Raw genomic sequence first — 15,538 nt, forward strand, 5'->3', positions numbered from 1 at the left:
CGGGTGGTTGGCTGGCGACATGCCCCCGGGGCCGCTCGCGGCACCCGGACCCCCAGCCGGACCCACCCAGGAGGAAGCCGTGCGCATCGAGGCCAGCGGACCGCGCCCGGTCGACGACAGCTGGGAGCAGTACACCCGGCCCGCGGCGTGGGCGGAGTGGGCGCCGCAGATCCGCAGCGTGCGCGGGGTGGGCGGACGCATCGCGGCCGGCGACCGTGGCGTGGTCCACGGCCCCTTCCCGGTCCGGGTGCCCTTCACGATCGTCTCGGTCGACCCGGACGCCCGGCGCTGGCGGTGGCGGGTCGGCATCCGGCCCGTCACGGTGGTCCTCGACCACGGCGTCGACCCCGTCGAGCCCGGTGGCACCGGAGGCACGACGGCGTGGGCGGACGTCCACGCCCCCGCGCTGCTCGTGCGCGCCTACGCTCCCCTGGCCCGCCTCGCCCTGCGCCGGCTGGTGGGCGGATGAGCGAGCCCACCGCCTCCGGCCCCCCGGCGGTCGAGCGCAACGTGCTCGGCGGCAAGCTCGAGCCCTGCGGCACCGACCCGATGACCGGCTTCCACCGTGACGGCTCCTGCACCGTGGGTCCGCACGACGCGGGCCTGCACGCCGTCTGCGCGGTGATGACCGACGAGTTCCTCGCCCACCAGGCGGCGGTCGGCAACGACCTGTCGACCCCCCGGCCCGAGTGGGGCTTCCCCGGACTCGTGCCCGGTGATCGCTGGTGCGTCGTGGCCGCGCGCTGGCTCCAGGCGTACGCCGCCGGCGTACCCGCGCCCGTCGTCCTGGCCTCCACGTCCGAGCGGGCGCTGGAGGTGGTGGAGATCGAGATCCTCCGCGAGCTCTCGGTGGACGTGCCGCCCGACCTCAGTGCGTGGGGATGAGCCCTGCGTCTCGTCCGGTGGACATCCGTACCCGATGGCACGTAGTCCTCTTTACCCACCGGCATGACCCGCTAGATTGGCGCCGTCCCATCGCGTCGCACTGAAGGCCACCGCATGTTCTCGGAAGATCGTCCTACGTCGACGCGTGACGCAGGTCCCGACGGGCGTCCGGTCGAGCGACGGCGTCGGGCCGACCGTGCCGACCGCGCCGGGACGCCACCGGACGGGGTGGAGCGGCGCCGGCAGCGGGCCGTGGACAGCCTGGGGCTCAGCGTCCCGGCCCGGCAGCAGCGCGATGACCGCTTCGACCGCATCACCCGGCTGGCCGCGCGGATCTTCGACGCCTCCTGGGCGGGGATCACCGTGCTCGACGGCGACCAGGCCTGGTTCCCCAGCGCGCAGGGCTTCGACATCCCGCTCATGCCTCGCGAGGACACGTTCTGCTCGCGCACGACGAGCAACGCCCGCCTGACGGTGGTGCCCGACGCGACCCTCGATCCGGACTACGCCGGGCTCCCGGCGGTCGTCAACGACGGGATCCGCTTCTACGCGGGGGTGCCGATGACCGACACGCTGGGCAACGTCATCGGGGTCTTCTGCGTCTACGACCACTCCCCCCGCACCATGCCCGGTCGGGACCTGGAGACGCTCGAGGACCTGGCCGCCTGGGCCCAGTCCGAGCTCGTCGGGTCGAGCGAGATGCTCCGGGCCGGCCAGGTGCAGAAGGCCATGCTCCCCGCGGCCCCCCTCCACCGCGACGGCTGGGACGTGGACGGCATCTGCCTGCCGGCCCTGGCAGTCGGTGGCGACCTGTTCGACTTCGCGCTCACCAACGGCGTGATCCACATCGGGCTCGGCGACGTGATGGGCAAGGGCACCGGTGCCGCCCTCGTGGGCGCCGGGGTCCGGGCCGCCGTCCGCAGCACCCACCCCGAGGTCGTGACCGGCACCGACCTCGGCACCACGACCCACCGCGTCGCCCGCACCCTGCGCGGCGACCTGGAGCGCAACGAGTCCTTCGTGACGCTGTTCCAGTGCGCGATCGACGTGGCGAGCGGGTCCGTGCGGTACGCCGACGCCGGCGCCGGCCTGTGCGTCCTGCTCCGCGTCGACGGGACCGTGGAGCGGCTGACCAGCGAGGACCGCCCGCTCGGGATCCTGCCCGACGACACCTGGACCGAGCACCGCACGACCATCGACCCCGGCGACCGGCTGCTGGTCTTCAGCGACGGCCTGCTCGACCTCCTCCACGACCAGGTCGAGTGGTGGCCCGAGGTGGGCACCCTGGTCGGCGAGCACGCCGACCCGGCCGGGCTGCTGCTGGCCGTGCGCGAGCTGACCGCCGCGCAGGTCGCCCTGGACGACGTCACCGCCGTGGCGGTGTACCGCAGCCCGGAGGCCCGCGAGTGAGCGACGCCCGGCGCTTCTTCGTCCGGGTCGTCGCGCTCGTCACTGCGATCCTCGGGATCAACTACGTCGCCTGGCGCTGGTTGTTCTCGGTCAACTGGGACGCGTGGTGGATCGCGGTCCCCCTCGTCCTCGCCGAGACCTACAGCCTCGTCGACTCGCTGCTGTTCGGCATGACCGTGTGGCGGCTCAAGGGCCGCGGCGAGCCCCCCGTGCCGGCCCGGGACCTGACCGTGGACGTCTTCATCGCGACGTACAACGAGCCTCTCGACCTCGTCCTGGACACCGCCCGCGCGGCCCAGCGCATCGCCTACCCCCACCGGACGTGGATCCTCGACGACGGCAACCGCGCCGAGCTGCGCGCCCGCGCCGAGGCGGAGGGCATCGGCTGGATCACCCGGTCGGCCGACTGGGCCGACATGCCGCGGCACGCCAAGGCCGGCAACCTCAACAACGCGCTGTCGGTCACCGAGGGCGAGTTCCTGCTGATCCTCGACGCCGACATGGTCCCGTCCCCCGAGATCCTCGACCGCACCCTCGGCTACTTCGAGGACGAGCGGATGGGCCTGGTCCAGACCCCGCAGTACTTCGTCAACGTCCCCGACCACGACCCCCTCGGCAGCCAGGCGCCGCTGTTCTACGGCCCGATCCAGGAGGGCAAGGACGGCTGGAACGCCGCCTTCTTCTGCGGCTCCAACGCCGTGATCCGGCGCGAGGCGCTCATGCAGCTCGGGGTCGCCCGGTACGCCGGGGAGGTCGAGGTCGGCGTCCACCGCGCGCTCCGCACCGCCCGTTCGGTCATCCGCAAGGCGCGCAAGGACCTCGACGCCGACCAGGTCCAGGTGCTCGGTGCTCTCGAGGAGATCGACTACGCGATCGCCCGGGCCCGGCGCGACCTGGACCGCGGCGAGGCGCTCTTCGACGTCACCTACCGCTTCCAGAAGCGGGTGGCCACGACCCGGCGCGAGCTGGTCGACGCCGACCTGCGGACCCTGAACGAGGACCTGGCGATCATCGCGGGCCTCGACCGGGTGGCCGACGACCCCGACGTCAGCCTCGCCACCATCGACGAGACCGCGCTGCTCCAGCTGGCCGACCGCGAGTGGTCCCCGCTCGGTGCGGTCGAGACGGTCGAGGCGCTGGTGCGCTCCATCGACGTCGACCGGGGTGGCGAGGCGCAGCCGGTGATGCCGATGGCCACCATCTCGGTGACCGAGGACATGGCGACCTGCATGCGGCTGCACGGCCTCGGCTGGCGCACGGCCTACCACGACGAGATCCTGGCCAAGGGCCTCGCTCCCGAGGACCTGCAGACGATGCTGACCCAGCGGCTGCGGTGGGCGCAGGGCACGATGCAGGTGATGTTCCGGGAGAACCCGCTCGTCCAGAAGGGCCTCACCCTGGCGCAGCGGCTCATGTACTTCGCGACGATGTGGACCTACCTCTCCGGCTTCGCCGCGCTCGTCTACATCGCCGCTCCGATCACCTACCTGACCCTCGGCGTGCTGCCGGTGCAGGCGCTGAGCACCGACTTCTTCGTCCGCCTGGTGCCGTTCCTGCTGGTCAACCAGCTGCTCTTCTTCGTCGTCGCCGACGGCAGACCGACCTGGCGTGGCCAGCAGTACTCCCTCGCGCTCTTCCCGGTGTGGATCCGCTCCTTCACCTCCGCGTTCGGCAACGTCTTCCTGGGCCGGTCGCTGGACTTCGCGGTGACACCGAAGGAGAAGCGCGCCCCGACCGGGCACCGCTGGGACCTGGTCAAGCCACAGCTGGTGGCCATGGGCCTGCTGGTGCTGGCCCTGGTCGCCGGCGCGGTCCGCCTCGCGCTGGGCGAGGCGAGCCCGTTCGGCACCGTCTTCAACATGGTGTGGGTGGTCTTCGACCTGGTGGTCTTCTCGGTGATCATCTCGGCCGTGCGCTACCGCGGCTTCGAGCCCGACACGGCCCCCGACAGCGACCTCGACGCGTCCCCGCCGGAGACCGCGTCCGCCCGTCCGTCCGACGAAGGAGCAGCATGATCGAGTTCGACGTCCGCACCACCGACGACGGGATCGGCGTCGTCGCCCCGCGGGGACGCCTCAACATGGTCGCGGCGCGGCAGCTGCGCGAGACCCTGACCGGCCTCGTGGAGGGCGGTACGCGCCGCATCGTCGTGGACCTCGCCGGTACGACGTTCCTCGACTCGTCCGCGCTCGGCGCGCTGGTCGCGGGCCTCAAGACGGCCCGGCAGGCCGGTGGGGACCTGCGGATCGCGCGGCCCACCGAGTCGGTGATGACGGTCTTCCGGCTGACCAACATGGACAAGGTGCTGCGTGCGCGCGACGACGTCGAGAGCGCGTTCGATGTCTGAGGGGCGGGAGGCCGTGGACGTCTTCGAGGCCCCCGTCGAGCCGGAGAGCCTGGACCTGGTCCAGGACCGGCTCGAGACGTTGTGGTCCCACGACGAGTCGGTGTCCGCCGCGGACCGGATCCGGTTCGAGATGGCGCTCGTGGAGATCGTCGGCAACATCGTCGAGCACGCCTTCGAGCTGGACGCCGACGCCCGCGGTCGCCTGCTCACCGTGGCGCTCACGCTGGGTCCCGACCAGATCGAGGCCGTGCTCTCCGACAACGGCCTCCCGGCGGCGATCGACCTCGAGTCGGCGACGATGCCCGGCGAGGAGGCCACCTCCGGGCGCGGGCTCGCGCTCGCCGTCGCGGCCGTCGACGAGGTCGGCTACGAGCGGGTCGAGGGCCGCAACCACTGGAGGCTCGTGTGCCGACGGAACGCCGACTGACGCTCCTCGGTCGGCGGTGGCCCGCGCTGGCGGGCGCGATGGTCCTGGGGGTGCTCCTGGTGGCGGGTGCCCTGCCCGCCTCCGGCACCACCCCGACGTACACCGCCGACGGCCCGCCTGACGGCTCCGCGCCGTCCCCGGAGCCGGGTCGGCCGTGGTTCGGTCCCGGCCTGGACTGGACGCGGGACCTGCCCGCCGACTACGCCGAGCGCCTCGGCGAGGCGCCGTCGCTCTACGCCCAGCGCGTGCACTACCCGCTGACGGCGGACGACCGGGGCTACCTCGACGACTTCGCGCGGCAGGCCGCCACCCAGGGTGCCGTGGCGGTGCTGACGCTGGAGCCGCAGGTCGCGCTCCCGGCGCTGACCTCGCGGGACGCGGAGGTGCTGGCCGAGGAGCTGGCGGACCTGCACCACCACTACGACGCCCACTTCCTGGTCCGCTTCGCCCCCGAGATGAACGGGTCGTGGGTCATCTGGGGCCAGCAGCCGGACCGCTACGTCGCAGCCTTCCGCACCGTGGCCGATGCCGTGCACGGCGCGACCGACCACGCCGAGATGGTGTGGTCCCCGGCGTACGGCGCGGGCTACCCCTTCGGTCGCGCGTACGGCGCCGTGGACTCGGCCGGTGCCCGCGTCGCCGAGGTCCTCGACACGGACGGGAACGGCTCTGTCGACGACGGCGACGACCCGTACGCGCCCTACTTCCCCGGCGACCGCTGGGTCGACTGGGTCGGGCTGTCGCTCTACCACTACGGCGCCCGACAGGACTTCGGCGACAACACGGCTCCGGCCCCCGGCGAGCTCGAGGCCCGCCTCGACGAACGCTTCGGGTACGGCGTCGCGCGTCGGCGCGAGCCCTTCCTCGGCCGCTTCGCGAGCCCGGACCGGCCGATGCTGGTGGAGACGTCGGCGCTGTGGAACACGGCGTACGAGGGCGGCGACTCCCAGCGCGACCTCAAGCGGTCGTGGTGGCGCCAGGTGCTCGACTCGACCGCGACGCACCCTGCGATCGGCGCCATCAGCTGGTTGGAGCTCACCCGCCCGGAGGCCGAGATCGACGGCGAGGTGGCCGACTGGCGCGCCACCCACACGCCCGGCCTGGCGCGCGCCCTGCGGGGGGACCTCGCGGCCTCCGACGTGGTGCTCGGGCCGGTGACCGAGGTCGTCGACCCCAGCACCGGCGCGGGGGCGGGCTCCGGCTCCTCCGCGTCCGCCGCGGTGGCCGACGGGTCCGCCGCCGAGGGTGCCGCCGAGGGTGCCGAGGCGTCCGGGAACACCGCGGACTGGGTGCCGCTCGCGCTGGCGCTGCTCGCGGTCGGCTACCTGCTGTACCGGCTCCTCACCCGTCGGCGGTCCTCGCAGGCCTGACGCGGACTGCGCTCCTGGCCTCGACTGCGCGCATGCGCAGCGTCGGGGACAGCGCGGCGCCCTTGCCCGCGCGCCCGCGCAGTCATGGAGGCCTCGGTGCCACCGTCCCACCCTTCAGGGCTGCGCAGGTGCGCACGCAGGCGAGGGAGCGCTGGCAGCCGCGGTTCGGGTTGGCCGGCCAGCATCCAGGGCGACTGCCGTCAGCACCTCGGCCAGGCCGCGTACGTCAAGGGACATGCTCCGACCGCCGTGCCCTGATCGCGACGCAGGGTGCGGACGTCCACCCCGCGACCGTACGCCGCCCGGAGCCGCATCGGTGAGGCACCGGGACCAACGGCGGCGGGTGCGGGGACCGAGGTCCCTGCCGCCCCGCTCCCGGCGTCCCGAGGATGGGTGCGACGCCACCACGACAGGAGCACTGATGGGCTCGACGCAGCTCACCGGCCCGACGGTCGTGCACCGGGCCGGGCCGGCGCGCCCCGCCGTCACCCGCGCCCAGGCGATGCTGGGCGCGAGCATCGTGGTCGCGCTCGGCATCGTGGCCGCCTCGGCCTACGGACTCCTGGCCGACGATCCCTACCGCGACCTGCCGGAGGCCACCGTCCTCGGTGCCCGCGGGCAGGACGTGGTCAGCCTCGTGGCGGCCCTGCTCCTGGTCGTGCTGGCACTGCCGGCGCGCCTCACGCCCCCACGCCTGCTGGCCTGGCTGGGGGTGCTCGCGTACGTCGTCTACAGCTACGCGATCTACCTCACCGGCGTGCCGATGAACCGGGTGTTCCTCGTCTACGTCGTGATCGAGTCGGTGGCCGGGGCGGCGCTGCTCGCCGGCCTGTGGCGGGTGACCGCGATGCGCTGGCCGAACGTGCCGACGCCCCGGCTCCGCCGCGGGACCGGCTGGATGCTGGTGGTCGTCGCCGTGCTGTTCGCCGGCCTGTGGCTGTCGACGCTGCTCCCCTTCGCGCTGGGCGGGAGCCCGCCCGACCCCGAGGGCGTCGGCGGGACGCCGTACCCGGTCTTCGTGCTCGACCTCGTCGTCGTGCTGCCGGCCATGGCTGCCGTCGGGGTGCTCCTGCTGCGTCGGCACCGGCTCGGGCCGCCGCTCGCGATGGTCGCCCTCGTCAAGATCGTGACGCTGTTCGTCGCGCTGTGGGCCGGACCGGCCTACGCCCTGGCCACCGGCGGGCCCGTCGACCTCGGACCGGACGCCGGCCCGAGCCTGTTGCTGCTGGCCGCGAGCGGCTGGCTGGTCACCGCCTGGTGGCGCACCCTGGAGGAGGAGACATGAGCACACTGATGGTCTACGAGTCGATGTGGGGCAACACCCGCGCGGTCGCCGAGGCGGTCGCCGACCGGCTCGGGGAGGACGTGACCGTGGTCGAGGTGTCCGACGCCCCGGCCCGGCTGCCCGCCGGCCTCGACCTGCTGGTCGTGGGCGGGCCGACGCACGCCTTCTCCATGACGCGCGCCAAGACCCGCCGCAGCGCGGTCGAGCAGGGGGCCGATCCCGCTCACGTCGAGCGCGGCATCCGCGAGTGGCTGGACGAGGTCGAGGTCACCGACCTGGTGGACGTCGCGACCTTCGACACCCGGATCGGTGGGCCGATGCAGCACCTGCCCGGCTCGGCCGCCAAGGCAGCGGGCAGGCACGTCCGGCACCACCACGTCGGCCGGCTGGTGGCCAGCGAGAGCTGCTACGTCGACGAGGGCCAAGGCCCGCTGTCGGCCGGCGAGCTCGGACGCGCGCAGGCGTGGGGCGAGTCGCTGGCCCACCGCGACCGAGTGGGCCCCGGAGGGGGTGGTGGGCCCGACGGGGCCGTGTGATGCTCGCCGGATGAGCCACGACGTACCCGCCCCCGAGCACCGCCGCCCCGACGGGGTCACCGACGCCACCGTCGAGGCCCTCGGCAAGCTGTCCGCCGCACTCGACCACGTCGAGGACGCGCGCGGCCACCTCTACGCCTTCCACCGCCTGATGGGCAGCGCCGAGACCACGCTCGAGGAGGCGACGGCGATGGTCCGCGACGCCGGCCACGACGACATCGCCGACGCCCTCGACCGGGGCGTGCTGGGGCGCAACCCGCTGCCGGGCATGTGGTCCTTCCAGATGGTCGAGTCCTTCGACGACGGCTACTACGCGGAGGCCAAGGGCATCCAGCAGCGCGCCATCGACGAGCTGATGGACGGGCGGCGGCACGTCTTCGAGGCCGAGATGAAGGAGCTGCGACGCACCCGGGGCCGCGAGGGCCACGAGGCGACCCCCGACGACGCCGACACCACGATCTGACCCCCCACCTCGCCGTACACCCCCGCGTCACCCAGGACCCCTTTCCACGGCCGCCGCCGTACGGCAGGCTCCGGCCATGAACCGTCATCTCGGGACGGGTCGGGCGCTTGCGCTCGCGCTCGTCGGTGCCCTCCTCGTCCTCATCCCCTCCACCACCCCCGCCGCGCAGGCGGCGACACCGATCACGGTGTCGCAGGCCGTCTCCCAGCAGGGCGGCACGACCCAGACCGTGCGTGGCTACGTCGTGGGGCAGCCGACCGCGACCAGCACGGTCGTGACGTCGGGCTTCCCCAACGACTACGCGCTGGCCATCGCCGACACCGCCGGCCAGACCAGCACGTCGCAGATGCTCTACGTGCAGATCCCCTCCGCGTTCCGCGCGCAGTGGGGCCTGCGGACCAACCCGTCGCTGATGGGCAAGCAGATCGACGTGACCGGTGCGTTGTCGGCGTACTTCTCCCACCCCGGCATGACCAGCACGTCGGCCTTCGCGCTGTCGGGCGGCACGACGCCGCCCACCGACCCGCCGCCCACCGGCGGCACGAGTCCGTGGGACTCGACCTACTACGCGCCCGCGATCGGCAAGACCGGTACGGCGCTGCGCACCTCGCTGCACGACATCATCGACGGCAACACCCGGCTCTCCTACGACCAGGTGTGGACCGCGCTCAAGGACACCGACCAGGACCCCAGCAACACCGCCAACGTCATCGAGCTCTACACCGGTCGCTCCATCGCCAAGACCAACAACGGCGGCGGGAGCGGCCAGTGGAACCGTGAGCACGTCTTCGCGCAGTCCCGTGGCGGATTCGACACCGGCGCCGGGCCCGGCACCGACCTGCACCACCTCCGTGCGGAGGACGTGACCGTCAACGGCACCCGCGGCAACAAGGACTTCGACGACGGCGGCTCCGCGGTCCCGGGCTGCACCGACTGCTGGACCGACGCCGACTCCTTCGAGCCGCGCGACGCGGTCAAGGGCGACGTGGCGCGGATGCTGTTCTACATGGCGGTGCGCTACGAGGGCGGCGACGGCTTCGACGACCTCGAGCTCAGCACCGTCTCCGGCAGCGCGGTCCCGCGCCTCGGCGACCTCGACGTCCTGCTCGCCTGGAGCGCAGCGGACCCCGTCGACGCCTTCGAGATGCGCCGCAACGACCGTATCCACTCCACCTGGCAGGGCAACCGCAACCCGTTCGTCGACCACCCCGAGTGGGCGGCCTCGGTCTTCAGCTGAGCCCCGCGTCCGGTCGGTCCCCCACCCGGGACCGGCCGGGCGCGAGCTGAGCACTCACGGTGCGCGGTTGCCGCGGGCGTCCTCCTGCTCGACGAGCCCGTCGAGGTCCTTGAGCCTGTCGAGGCCGTTGACCCCCCGCGCCATCCGGTGGTTGCCGGCGAAGGCGTCGCGGTGCCGGTCGAGGAACCACCAGTAGCCGGCGGTGAAGGGGCACGCGTCGTCGCCCACGCGGACCTTCGGGTCGAAGCGGCACGACCCGCAGTGGTCGCTCATCGTGTTGATGTAGGCGCCGCCCGACGTGTAGGGCTTGGTGGCCATCACCCCGCCGTCGGCGTGCTGCGACATCCCGACCACGTTGGGCACCATCACCCAGTCGTAGCCGTCGACGAAGGCGCGGTGGAACCAGTCGGTCACCTGGGTCGGCGCCCACCCGCGCTGGAGGGCGTACGAGCCGAGCACCATGAGCCGCGGGATGTGGTGGACCCAGCCGTGCTCGGCGACCTGGTCGAGGGTGTGGGACAGGCAGCGCGCGTCGGTCGCGTCGCCGTCGAGCTCGGCGAACCACTGCGGGATCCGCTGCCGGGCCCCGAGCGCGTTCTGCCGGCGGTAGCCGTCACCCTGGTGCCAGTAGAGGTGCCACACGTAGTCGCGCCAGCCGATGACCTGCCGCACGAAGCCCTCGACGCTCGCGATGGGCGCGGCCCCGCTGCGGTACGCCGCCTCAGCGCGCTCGACGACCTCGAGCGGGTCGAGGAGCCCGAGGTTCATCGGCGCGCTGACGAGGCTGTGGGCCATCCACGGGTCGCCCTCGAGGATCGCGTCCTCGTGCGCGCCGAACTCCGGCAGCCGGTGCTCGACGAAGTGGTCCAGCGCGGCCAGCGCCTCACGCCTCGTCGCCGGGAAGCGGCGTACGCCGTCGCGCCCGATGAACTGCACGTCGCCGTCGCGCTCCCACCGGTCGAGGTCCTCGCGCACCCCGGCGTCGATGTCGTCCTCGGTCGGCCACCACGGCTCGGCGACCCCGAGCGTCGTCGCGCCCCTGGGCGGGGGCTGGCGGTTGTCGTGGTCGAAGTTCCACTGCCCGCCGGCCGGCTCGCCACCGTCGACGAGCACGCCGTGGGCGAGCCGCGCCCGGCGGTAGAAGTCCTCCATCAGCAGGCGCTTGCTGCCGCGTCCGGCTGCCCACCGCTGGAAGTCCTGGCGTGGGGTCGCGAAGCCGCGCGGCTCGAGGACGGTCGCGCCGAGGCGCTCGACCAGTCCGAGGGCGGCGTACGACGTGGGGTGCACCACCTCGATGTCGTCGTGCTGCGCGACGACCTCGGCGTACGTGTCGGCCTTCACGTAGGTGAGCCGGTCGCCGAAGTCGGCCGCGCGGTGCCGCATCGCGCTGAGCACGAGGTGCGCCTTGGCCCGGTGGAAGCGCCGGCGCCGGAAGACGGCCCTCGACTCGACCATCAGCAGCGGGCCGCGGTGGTCGTCGGTGAAGTGCGGGCCGAGCTGGTCCCCGAAGAGCCACCGCGTCGTCATGGCGCCACCGTAGTTGCCGGCCCGCGAGCACTCGGATCTCTCCGATTCGCCGACGCGCAGGCGCGTGGTGGAGCAGGGTTGCGCTCTCAGTCGAACAAGGAGACCCACCCGTGGAAACCGCACCCATCGTTGCCTGGACCTTCGTGTCCGAGATCCCGATCCCCGACGACATCGGTCCCATCCTGGTGGCCGGCGAGAAGCCGGTCGTGGCGTACAAGACGTTCCGCGACAGCGCCGTCTTCACCACGAAGCGGCTCATCGTCCGCGACGCCCAGGGGCTGACCGGCAAGAAGGTCGAGATGTACTCGCTGCCCTACTCCGCCATCAACATGTGGTCCTCGGAGAACGCGGGCCGGATGCTCGACTTCAACGCCGAGCTCGAGCTGTGGACCCGTGCCGGGCACATCAAGGTCAAGCTCAACAAGGGGGTCGACATCCGCCGGCTCGACCACCTCATCTCCTCAGCGGTGCTGGGCGCCCTCTGAGGGTCCCCCAGGCGCTCGTCGCCTCGTAGGTGTGGGATCGGTGCCACCAGGTGACACCGATCCCACATCCAACGTGCGAGCGGGCTCGACCCGGCGGCGCCGACGGACTCAGGCGGGAGCCAGCACGGCGAGCCCGAGATCTCGCGCTGCGCCCGCCATCCGGCGGTCGTAGGTCACCACCTGGTCGACGCACAGACGGATGGCCGCTGCGAGGTGCAGCGCGTCGAGTGACCGAAGGGTGGGCCCCGGCAGGAGCCCTGCCTCTGTGAAGACCGACGGCGAGAGCTCGAAGACGCTGATGGACGCGAGCAGGTCACTGACCGCGGCCTGCGACAGGGCTGGCTCGCGAGCGACGACGCGTCGTAGCTCGGTCTCGAGCAGCAGGCTGGCCACGATGTCCGGGGCCTCGTCGTCGAGGGCCTGCACCAGTGCTGTCGACTCACTCTCCTCCACGAGCAGCTTGAGCGCGGCCGAGGTGTCGATGTACCACCGACTCATCGATCGCCCCGTAGGTCGTCGAGGAGCTCGGCGGTGGGGACAGACGGTACGACGCGCTGCCGGTCGGTGATCCGTCGTTCCGGCTGCGCCGGTCGCACACAGCGCAGGTCTGACTCCGCCGGCACGGGAGTCACCCGAGCGATCGGGACGCCGCGCCTGGTCACGGTGAAGGTCTCACCCTGCTCCACGGCTCGCATGATCTCCGCGTTGTCGTTGCGCAGCTCGCGCTGACTGATGGTCCTCACCTCGACAAATGTAGCACCACGTAGCACTTGCTCAGGATGCGTCTCTCACCTCGCACAACCTCGCCAGGTCGAGGCACCTCTCGCGCACCGGTGACGGCGTCACCGCCGCCAGGGTCTCCCACTGAGGTGCCTCGCCCGGACGGACTGCATGCGCCCTGAGCGCCTCGTGGACGCGGGGATCCATGAGCACGGCTGCCAGGTGCGGCGCGACCGCGGACGCCCCCGTCGGGCTGACCCGCGCCGCGATCAACGCCACCTCGGCTACGCACACACCGTTGGCGAGCTGCTCCGACAGACCGACGTCGAGAAGGTCTCGCATCCGCCCGGGCTGCGCGGCCCGGTCCGGGTCGGCCACGTCGTCCATCGGGAGCAGGTCGGTCGAGTACAGGGTCCCGTGACCCCAGGTCGACCCGGCCGGCAACCGGCCCGCGTCGTGCGCCCGCGACAGCGCCCACAGCCACCCCAGGCCGTCCTCCTCCTCGAGGTGCTGGGCGGCGTCCAGGGCAGTGGCGCGGTCGACCGGCAACGGGCGGGACGCGAACATCGCGAAGGGCCACACCGAGACTGGGACGACCCTGCCGAGCACCGTGCGGCCGAGGCCGATGTCCGTAGCGGCTCCGAGGTTGAGCAGCTCCACAGTCGTGTCGTCAGCCAGACGTCGCACTCTCAAGGTGCCCTCGAGTGTCGTCTCCAGCTCGTACGCCGTGACGGCCGCCTGCTCCCAGAGGTCGAGCTCGTCCGTCCGGTCCATCAGGCCACCCTCCGCACGGACGTCGACGAAGTCGCGGAGCCCGCCCGCCTCGAAGACCGCCACCTGCTGGTAGGCCCAGTCCGTCGCGGCGATCATGGTCCCGTACTCCCGCAGAGCCCGGGGGTCGTCCGCGAGGGCCGCGACCCGGTCGGTGTGCAGTGCCGCCAGCACCAGGCGAACGAGGTCGTCGCACCGCGGGTCCTTCGTGTGGAGCATCCACAGCGCGGCCTGGTCCATCGCCCACCGGGAGTACATCCATGCCGGGGCGTCGTCCCCCAGCAGAACGAGCTCGTGCAGCCGGTGATGGGTCAGGCTCTCCTCGACCACAAGGCCGGACATGTGCTGCTCCCACGCCGTCTGGGCGTCGCCCCGAGCGGCCGCGTCCAACGACTGCTGCATGTGAGCGTGGTCTGCCGCGGTCAGCAGGTGGTCGAGGGACTCCCCGGGCCGCAGGGTGGCGACCACATCCCGATCCGCGACGGCGCGAGCCTGCCGGGTGCGGCGCCGTTGCTTGGTCGAGCGATTGCGAGGGGTCCTGGAACGGGATCTGGGCATGACCCCACCAAACCCGTCGGCCCCTGTGCGGTACCAGCCCTTGCCGCCCATCTGTGGAGAAGTCCCGCTCGTCAGGTGCCTGGGGATGGTCAGCGGGCCGCCACGGGTGTAGGCAGGGACCGTGAGGGCGGCAGCCCCCGCGTCCCCCCGGCGAGGAGATGGACATGTCAGCACTCGAGAGCACCCAGCTGCTGGCCGAGCTCGAGCCGGTGGTCGAGGAGAACCTCAACCGGCACCTGGGCATCGCGGACGAGTGGATGCCGCACGAGTACGTGCCGTGGAGCCTGGGCCGGGACTTCGCCGACCTGGGCGGCGACCCCTGGCAGGTCGCCCAGTCACAGCTCTCCCCCATCGCCCGTACGGCGCTCGAGGTCAACCTGCTGACCGAGGACAACCTGCCGAGCTACCACCGCGAGATCGACCGGGCCTTCGGCCGCGACAGCGCGTGGGGGACGTGGGTCAACCGGTGGACCGCCGAGGAGGGCCGGCACGCGTTCTGCATCCGCGACTACCTGCTCGTCACCCGCGGCGTCGATCCCGTCGAGCTCGAGCGGGCCCGGATGGAGACGATGGAGACGGGCTACGAGGCGCTCGACAAGTCGGTGCTCAACGTCTGCGCCTACGTGTCCTTCCAGGAGCTGGCCACCCGTGTGTCGCACCGCAACACCGGCCGCTACACCGACGAGCCCATCGCGGAGAAGCTGCTGGCCCGCGTCGCCATGGACGAGAACCTGCACATGATCTTCTACCGCAACATCGTCACCGCGGCCCTCGAGCTCGCGCCCAGCCAGACGATGCGCGCCATCACCGAGGAGGTCGTCGGCTTCGAGATGCCGGGCAGCGTCATCCCCGGCTTCTCCCGCAAGGCGGTGCAGATGGCCAAGGCCGGCATCTACGACCTGCGGATCCACCACGACGCGATCGTCACGCCGCTGCTGCGGCAGTGGGGCGTCTGGGACCTCGAGGGTCTCGACGACGACGGGGAGAAGGCCCGCGACGAGCTCGCCCACGCCGTCGCCGCGCTGGACGAGGAGGCAACCCGCTTCGTCGAGCGTCGCGACGCCGCGGCCGCGAAGAAGGCGGCGCGCCAGGCCTGACTACCCTGCAGGGGATCGCCGACTCGGAGGAGACCCCATGGACAGCAGCACCTACGACCCGCAGGCCGGCACGCGCTTCCCGACCACCAAGCTGCTCGAGGGATACGAGGTGGCCGCGGTCGACCAGTTCGTGGCCCGCGCCGACCGGGCGGTGAGCATGCGCGACGGGTCCGTGACCGCGCGCGAGGTGGAGCAGGTCCGCTTCTCGCCGGTGCGCTTCCGCACCGGCTACCAGATGGACGACGTCGACAACCACCTCGCGCGGCTGGTGGAGCAGCTGACCGCGATCGAGGCGGCAGGCACCCCCACCTCGCCGGCTCCCGCACCGGCCGAGGCCGCCGGTCACTGCCCCGGGTGTCGCTGCGCGGAGCTCGGGCTGGCCTGAGCCTGCCCCCGACGACAAGGGCGTTTACACCCGGC

At 72.5% G+C, this 15,538-nt stretch carries 18 protein-coding genes; 14 read left to right on the forward strand and 4 right to left on the reverse strand.

Annotation, left to right across the window (positions count from 1 at the left end):
• Positions 1 to 79: 79 nt before the first annotated feature.
• The 11 genes from ASG94_RS05995 (at position 80) to ASG94_RS06045 (ending at position 9,960) form a co-directional block, all read left to right on the forward strand.
• Entirely contained in the window at positions 80 to 469 is a 390-nt protein-coding gene (locus ASG94_RS05995) for an SRPBCC family protein (RefSeq protein ID WP_200958021.1), read from the forward strand.
• Positions 466 to 885 (forward strand): DUF2237 family protein, encoded by a 420-nt coding sequence (locus tag ASG94_RS06000; RefSeq protein WP_056925425.1) that lies wholly within the window; start codon positions 466 to 468, stop codon positions 883 to 885. The genes ASG94_RS05995 and ASG94_RS06000 overlap by 4 nt, the downstream gene beginning before the upstream one ends.
• A gap of 252 nt (positions 886 to 1,137) precedes the next feature.
• Positions 1,138 to 2,295 (forward strand): PP2C family protein-serine/threonine phosphatase, encoded by a 1,158-nt coding sequence (locus tag ASG94_RS06005; protein ID WP_162260791.1) that lies wholly within the window; start codon positions 1,138 to 1,140, stop codon positions 2,293 to 2,295.
• Positions 2,292 to 4,310 (forward strand): glycosyltransferase family 2 protein, encoded by a 2,019-nt coding sequence (locus tag ASG94_RS06010; protein ID WP_056925427.1) that lies wholly within the window; start codon positions 2,292 to 2,294, stop codon positions 4,308 to 4,310. The genes ASG94_RS06005 and ASG94_RS06010 overlap by 4 nt, the downstream gene beginning before the upstream one ends.
• Complete coding sequence (locus ASG94_RS06015; protein WP_056925428.1) at positions 4,307 to 4,642, forward strand: STAS domain-containing protein; 336 nt, start codon at positions 4,307 to 4,309, stop codon at positions 4,640 to 4,642. The genes ASG94_RS06010 and ASG94_RS06015 overlap by 4 nt, the downstream gene beginning before the upstream one ends.
• The gene (locus ASG94_RS06020) at positions 4,635 to 5,069 is read left to right on the forward strand and encodes an ATP-binding protein (RefSeq protein WP_082623964.1); all 435 of its coding nucleotides are present in this window, start codon (positions 4,635 to 4,637) and stop codon (positions 5,067 to 5,069) included. Before ASG94_RS06015 ends, ASG94_RS06020 begins: the two co-directional genes overlap by 8 nt.
• Positions 5,048 to 6,439, forward strand: coding sequence for a hypothetical protein (locus tag ASG94_RS06025; RefSeq protein ID WP_056925430.1), 1,392 nt, complete (start codon positions 5,048 to 5,050; stop codon positions 6,437 to 6,439). Before ASG94_RS06020 ends, ASG94_RS06025 begins: the two co-directional genes overlap by 22 nt.
• Before the next feature lie 421 nt (positions 6,440 to 6,860).
• A complete protein-coding gene (locus ASG94_RS06030) occupies positions 6,861 to 7,724 on the forward strand; it encodes a hypothetical protein (RefSeq protein ID WP_056925431.1) in 864 nt (287 codons plus the stop codon).
• Positions 7,721 to 8,260: a flavodoxin family protein gene (locus tag ASG94_RS06035; protein ID WP_056925432.1), complete on the forward strand. Its 540-nt coding sequence runs from the start codon at positions 7,721 to 7,723 to the stop codon at positions 8,258 to 8,260. Before ASG94_RS06030 ends, ASG94_RS06035 begins: the two co-directional genes overlap by 4 nt.
• Before the next feature lie 10 nt (positions 8,261 to 8,270).
• Positions 8,271 to 8,723 carry a hypothetical protein gene (locus ASG94_RS06040; protein ID WP_056925433.1) on the forward strand — a complete coding sequence of 151 codons (453 nt, stop codon included), beginning with the start codon at positions 8,271 to 8,273 and terminating at the stop codon, positions 8,721 to 8,723.
• 76 nt (positions 8,724 to 8,799) lie between these two features.
• Positions 8,800 to 9,960 (forward strand): endonuclease, encoded by a 1,161-nt coding sequence (locus ASG94_RS06045; protein WP_056925434.1) that lies wholly within the window; start codon positions 8,800 to 8,802, stop codon positions 9,958 to 9,960.
• 54 nt (positions 9,961 to 10,014) lie between these two features.
• On the opposite strand, the gene ASG94_RS06050 is transcribed toward ASG94_RS06045, so the two are convergent.
• On the reverse strand, positions 10,015 to 11,487 hold the full coding sequence (locus ASG94_RS06050) for a cryptochrome/photolyase family protein (RefSeq protein WP_056925435.1): 1,473 nt from the start codon (positions 11,485 to 11,487) through the stop codon (positions 10,015 to 10,017).
• Positions 11,488 to 11,597: 110 nt separating this feature from the next.
• On the opposite strand from ASG94_RS06050, the gene ASG94_RS06055 reads away from it, so the two are divergent.
• Entirely contained in the window at positions 11,598 to 11,972 is a 375-nt protein-coding gene (locus tag ASG94_RS06055) for a PH domain-containing protein (RefSeq protein ID WP_056925436.1), read from the forward strand.
• 108 nt (positions 11,973 to 12,080) lie between these two features.
• On the opposite strand, the gene ASG94_RS06060 is transcribed toward ASG94_RS06055, so the two are convergent.
• From ASG94_RS06060 to ASG94_RS06070, 3 genes are read right to left on the reverse strand one after another with little or no spacing between them, the layout of a single operon-like run.
• Positions 12,081 to 12,470, reverse strand: coding sequence for a type II toxin-antitoxin system VapC family toxin (locus ASG94_RS06060; RefSeq protein ID WP_056925437.1), 390 nt, complete (start codon positions 12,468 to 12,470; stop codon positions 12,081 to 12,083).
• A complete protein-coding gene (locus ASG94_RS06065; protein WP_056925438.1) occupies positions 12,467 to 12,715 on the reverse strand; it encodes a type II toxin-antitoxin system Phd/YefM family antitoxin in 249 nt (82 codons plus the stop codon). The genes ASG94_RS06060 and ASG94_RS06065 overlap by 4 nt, the downstream gene beginning before the upstream one ends.
• A gap of 31 nt (positions 12,716 to 12,746) precedes the next feature.
• Positions 12,747 to 13,931: a hypothetical protein gene (locus tag ASG94_RS06070; RefSeq protein WP_056925439.1), complete on the reverse strand. Its 1,185-nt coding sequence runs from the start codon at positions 13,929 to 13,931 to the stop codon at positions 12,747 to 12,749.
• A gap of 254 nt (positions 13,932 to 14,185) precedes the next feature.
• Here ASG94_RS06070 and ASG94_RS06075 point away from each other — a divergent pair, with 254 nt between their 5' ends.
• Positions 14,186 to 15,118, forward strand: coding sequence for an acyl-ACP desaturase (locus tag ASG94_RS06075; protein ID WP_056926321.1), 933 nt, complete (start codon positions 14,186 to 14,188; stop codon positions 15,116 to 15,118).
• A gap of 37 nt (positions 15,119 to 15,155) precedes the next feature.
• Entirely contained in the window at positions 15,156 to 15,503 is a 348-nt protein-coding gene (locus tag ASG94_RS06080) for a DivIVA domain-containing protein (RefSeq protein WP_056925440.1), read from the forward strand.
• Positions 15,504 to 15,538 lie beyond the last annotated feature (35 nt).

It is taken from the genome of Nocardioides sp. Soil805, from assembly GCF_001429625.1.
Taxonomy (GTDB): Bacteria; Actinomycetota; Actinomycetes; order Propionibacteriales; family Nocardioidaceae; genus Nocardioides.